The 4365-nt window shown below is 72.3% G+C and carries 5 protein-coding genes; 2 read left to right on the top strand and 3 right to left on the bottom strand.

What is annotated here, in order from left to right; genetic code table 11:
* Positions 1-117 precede the first annotated feature (117 nt).
* The 3 genes from SACPADRAFT_RS0210415 to SACPADRAFT_RS0210425 all read right to left on the bottom strand — a co-directional run bounded on the left by SACPADRAFT_RS0210415 (position 118) and on the right by SACPADRAFT_RS0210425 (position 2610).
* A complete protein-coding gene (locus SACPADRAFT_RS0210415) occupies positions 118-627 on the bottom strand; it encodes an SRPBCC family protein (RefSeq protein WP_007026666.1) in 510 nt (169 codons plus the stop codon).
* A gap of 87 nt (positions 628-714) precedes the next feature.
* On the bottom strand, positions 715-1107 hold the full coding sequence (locus SACPADRAFT_RS0210420; RefSeq protein ID WP_007026667.1) for a hypothetical protein: 393 nt from the start codon (positions 1105-1107) through the stop codon (positions 715-717).
* 114 nt (positions 1108-1221) lie between these two features.
* Positions 1222-2610, bottom strand: coding sequence for an MFS transporter (locus SACPADRAFT_RS0210425; protein WP_007026668.1), 1389 nt, complete (start codon positions 2608-2610; stop codon positions 1222-1224).
* A gap of 126 nt (positions 2611-2736) precedes the next feature.
* On the opposite strand from SACPADRAFT_RS0210425, the gene SACPADRAFT_RS0210430 reads away from it, so the two are divergent.
* Positions 2737-3732 carry a PaaX family transcriptional regulator gene (locus SACPADRAFT_RS0210430; protein WP_007026669.1) on the top strand — a complete coding sequence of 332 codons (996 nt, stop codon included), beginning with the start codon at positions 2737-2739 and terminating at the stop codon, positions 3730-3732.
* Positions 3733-3908: 176 nt separating this feature from the next.
* Positions 3909-4365 (top strand): DUF2231 domain-containing protein (locus SACPADRAFT_RS32650; protein ID WP_007026670.1); only part of this gene is annotated, 457 nt, incomplete at its 3' end.

The raw sequence follows: 4365 nt of genomic DNA on the forward strand, positions 1-4365 counted from the left end.
GCCCGGAGGCGTCACCGCGGGCACGGCGGCACGCCGTGCACCCGGGACGACCCAGCCACCAGTCCCAGGCATGACGCGACGCCCGGTCCGGAGCCCGCGCGGGAGCCGGAGCCGCGCCTACTCCGGTGTGCCCGTCCCCCGTCCGCCGTTTCCGCCCCCGTCCCGGGAATCCCGGGTACCGTGCGCCCGGTGTGCGCGGCCGACCGCCATGTCCTGCAGGCGGGCCAGGGCCTCGACGTTGCGGGGGTGCAGGAGCAGCTTCTGCACCGACGACGGCAGCAGGCTCGCCGGCCCGCTGACCGCGCGCTCGCCGAGGGTGACGCGGGTGCTGTCGGCACCGACCGCGTCGAGCTCGATCCGCACGCGGCCGCGTCCCACCACCCACAACCGCGCCTCCAGCTCGACCATCCGGCCCGGTGCGACGGCGACCACGGTGGACACGTCGGGCACCTGTACCGGCCACACCCCCGCCTTGTGGTGCAGTCCGCTGCCCTCGGCGGGCCAGGTGTCGTCCACGTCGCGCACGTGCGCGTTGCCCACCACCCACCCCGCGTACGTCCAGCCGTCGGCCAGGACGTCCCACACCCGCTCCGGCGGCACGGGCATCACGCGACTCACTTCGATCATCAGGCGGCACCTCCCGGTCGGGCAGTACCCACCGGGCTCCCGGCGCACGCGCGGAACACTCCGTCCGGGCCCGCCCGCCGAGCGCGGTCACTCGTCCGGGCCGAGTGCCTCCTCCGCCTCAGTGGCGCGGTCCACCCCGTGTCCGAACGGGTCGAACTCCACCCGCACCCCCGCCTCGCCGGCCACGAGCCGCACGATCCCCGCCGCGTCCCGGCGGCGTAGCTCGTCCAGCCTGCGCGCCAGCGCCTCCGGCGCCGCGTCCGGGCGGACATCGGTCTGGGCGAGTGTCCGGTGCAGCTGGGACACCTCCCACCCGTCGCCGCTGCCGCTGCCCGCCGGGACGGCGAGCGTGACGTCGACCAGCCACCGGGACGGTTTCCCGGTCAACGCGGGAGTCTGGTGGCTCTCGATGCCCGTCACGTGATCGGCCCGGATCAGACCGTCACTGAGCGTCGCGATCCAGACATCCTGTAACCCCATCGTGCGAGTCCCTCCTCGGCCGTCGCCGACACCGCTGTGGTGATCGTGGCTACCCGGTACGAAGGGTGCATACTCCCGCACCGACCGGAAAACAGACCCCTGGCGTATAGGTCGTTATACAGTTTCCGGGTTGGTGCGTGTCCTCCCGCGGCCGCCGTCCTCCGGCTCGTGGGCCAGGTCGTTGCGGTGGCTCTCCTTCGTGATCAGGATGCACACGACCGTGAGCACGCAGCAGGCCGCGATCAACGTCGAGGTCAGTACCGTGCCCACGGCACTGGCCGCCGCGAAGACGGGCGGCGCCACGCCGGCACCGAGCCCGGCCATCTGATAGCCGAGGGAGGCTCCCGTGTAGCGGGCGCGGGTGCCGAACATCTCCGTGTACAACGCCGCGAGCGGGCCGTACATCGCCGGGTGCACCACCGACTGCCCCAGCACCACCGCCACCGTCAGCAGCACCGCGGACCCGGTGTTCACCAGCGGGAACAGCACGAATCCGAGCACGGCCATGGTCACCGCACCGGAGAGCACGACGGGACGCCTACCCACCCGGTCGGACAGCGCCGAGAAACCGATGATGCCCGCGATCGCGCCCACCGAGGAGATCGTCAGCGCGTTGAGCACGGTCTGCCGGGCGAAGCCCTCCCCCACCGCGTAGGCGATCAGGTAGGTCGTCAGCGTCCCCTGGGCGACGAACGCGGAGAAGCCGACGCCCACCGCGAGCGCCAGGTTCCGCGGGTGGTTGCGCAGCACCTGCACGAACGGGGGCTTCTCCGCCCCCGCGGCCTTCCCGGCCGCCTTCCCGGTCGTCGCCTGCTGCTCCGCCGTCGCGAACACCGGGGTCTCGGTGACCTTCATCCGCACGAACAGGCCCACCGCGAGCAGCACGACACTGAGCAGGAACGGCACCCGCCAGCCCCAGGCGAGGAACTCGTCCTCGGTGGTCAGGGCGTTGGTCAGGGTCAGCATCACCGTCGACAGCACCATGCCGCTCGGCGCGCCCGCGTTCGTGAAACTGGCCCACAACCCGCGGCGGGTCTTCGCGTGCTCGGCCGACATGAGGACCGCACCGCCCCATTCCCCGCCGACCGCGATCCCCTGCACCACGCGCAGCAGCACCAGCAGCACCGGCGCCCACGCCCCGATCTGCCCCGGGGTCGGCAACAACCCGATGAGGGTGCTGGCCACACCCATCATCGTCATGGTGATGACCAGCATCTGCTTGCGGCCGAGCCGGTCACCGAAGTGCCCGAAGATCACCCCACCGAGCGGCCGGGCGAGATACCCCGTGGTGAAGGTGCCGAGACTGGCGATCGTGCCGACCAGCGGATCCAGGTTCGCGAAGAACACCTGGCTGAACACCACCGCCGACGCGGTCGCGTAGAGGAGGAAGTCGTAGTACTCGATCACACTGCCCAGGTAGCTGGACAACACCGCCCGTCTGAGCTGCGTGGCCGGGTGCGCCGACCGTTCCGGGGACCGGGTCCCGTCACCGCCCTGTGTCATGCCACCGTCCTGCCTCTCCGTCGAGACTGCCTGCCGTGCGGACGCGCCACCGCACCCGGCAAAACTAAGCAGCATCGTCACGCTAGTCAACAAACTGACCAAAGTCGTTCCGCCTACGATGGCGGTGTGCGTACCGAGCCCGATCTCCCCGACAGCGACGATCTCCCCGACAGCGACAGCCCGGACGGCGACAGCCCGGACGACGGCAGCCCGGACGGCGACGGCCTCCCCCACCCCGACGACACCGACGAACTCGCCGACGTCGGCGGAGCGGCCGACCGGGACGACACGGCCACGCGACGGCCGCAGACCCTGCTGCTGGCCTTCTTCGGGATCCACGTCTTCGGCCGCGGGATCCGCGTCGCCACCGGCAGCGTGCTCGACGTCCTCGGCAGGCTCGGCGTCTCCGAGCACGCCACCCGCTCCACGCTCAGCCGGATGGCCCGCCGCGACCTGCTGGACCGCGACCGCCGGGGGCGCCGGGTCTACCTCGGACTGACCGGGCGGTCGAAGGCCATCCTGCGCGACGGGGAGACCCGGATCTGGCGGATCGGCGCGGTCAACACCCACTGGGACGGCACCTGGACCCTGCTCGGCTTCTCCATGCCCGAGTCCTGGCAACGACAGCGGCACCTGCTGCGCTCCCGGCTGCTGTGGGCCGGGTTCGGGAGTCTGCAGGGCGGACTGTGGATCGCCCCGTCGACCGTCCCGGTCGAACCACTGCTACGCGGACTGGACGCCGCCGACCACGTCAAGGTGTTCCAGGCCCGCGCCCTGCCCCCGACCGACGTGGCCGAACTCGTCCACGACGCCTGGGACCTCGACTCCCTGGCCGCCCGGTACCGGCGCTTCATGGCGCACTGGTCCACCGACGACCCGCGGCGGCGGACCCCGGACACCCTCGCCCGGCACCTGCTGCTGCAGACCGACTGGCTGCGCATCGTGCGGACCGATCCGCGGCTGCCGCGGGAACACCTGCCCGACGACTGGCCCGCCGAGCAGGCACAGCACCTGTTCCGGCGACTCAACGCCGAACTCGAACCCACGGCCCGGGCCCTCGCCGCCGACCTCCTCGACACCTGCCCCGAGGAATCCCCGCCGTCCCACGGGGCGGCGTCGTAGGCGTCCCGGGCGCTCGTTCGGCACATTGGGCACAGCACTCACCGCGATCACGGACACGGCGAGGACACCCGGTTCGGGGAACGGGACGTATCCGTCACGAACGGGTCCGAACCACCCGTTCGGGCCACCCCGGACCGTTCCCGGTTCACCGTCCGGGGACCGGGTAGCCCTCCCGGATGCTGGACCGACTGTTGCGCCGATCCGAGTCGGTGACCGGGCTCGACCGGCCCGCCGAGATCCTGGCCCGCCGGCTGCGCCGGATGCTGGAGGGCACCACGACCGACCGTGCGCTGCGCGGCTCCTGGCTCGGCCACCCGGTACACCCCCTCGTGGTGACCCTGCCCCTCGGAGCCTGGGTGTGCGCGTCCGCGTTCGACGCGATCGGACACCGCGACGCCGCCCGCAGGCTCGTGGCGATCGGGCTGCTGGCCAACCCGGTCGCCAATGTCACCGGACTGGCCGAGTTCTCGCGGCTCACGACGCCGCAACGGCGCGTCGGAGTGCTCCACTTCGTGGCCAACCTCACCGCCCAGACGTGCTACCTTACGTCGCACCGCCACCGGGCCGGCGGTGCCCACGGGGCGGGTGTCGCGTGGGCCCTGCTCGGCCTGACCGCGGTCGCGGCGGGCGGCG

This window comes from Saccharomonospora iraqiensis subsp. paurometabolica YIM 90007 (genome assembly GCF_000231035.2).
Classification (GTDB): Bacteria; Actinomycetota; Actinomycetes; order Mycobacteriales; family Pseudonocardiaceae; genus Saccharomonospora; species Saccharomonospora paurometabolica.

Excerpts from the sequence above, each read along its gene's own strand:
- SACPADRAFT_RS0210415 (WP_007026666.1), bottom strand. The coding sequence starts at position 627 with ATGATCGAAGTGAGTCGCGTGATGCCCGTGCCGCCGGAGCGGGTGTGG.
- SACPADRAFT_RS0210420 (WP_007026667.1), bottom strand. The coding sequence starts at position 1,107 with ATGGGGTTACAGGATGTCTGGATCGCGACGCTCAGTGACGGTCTGATC.
- SACPADRAFT_RS0210425 (WP_007026668.1), bottom strand. The coding sequence starts at position 2,610 with ATGACACAGGGCGGTGACGGGACCCGGTCCCCGGAACGGTCGGCGCAC.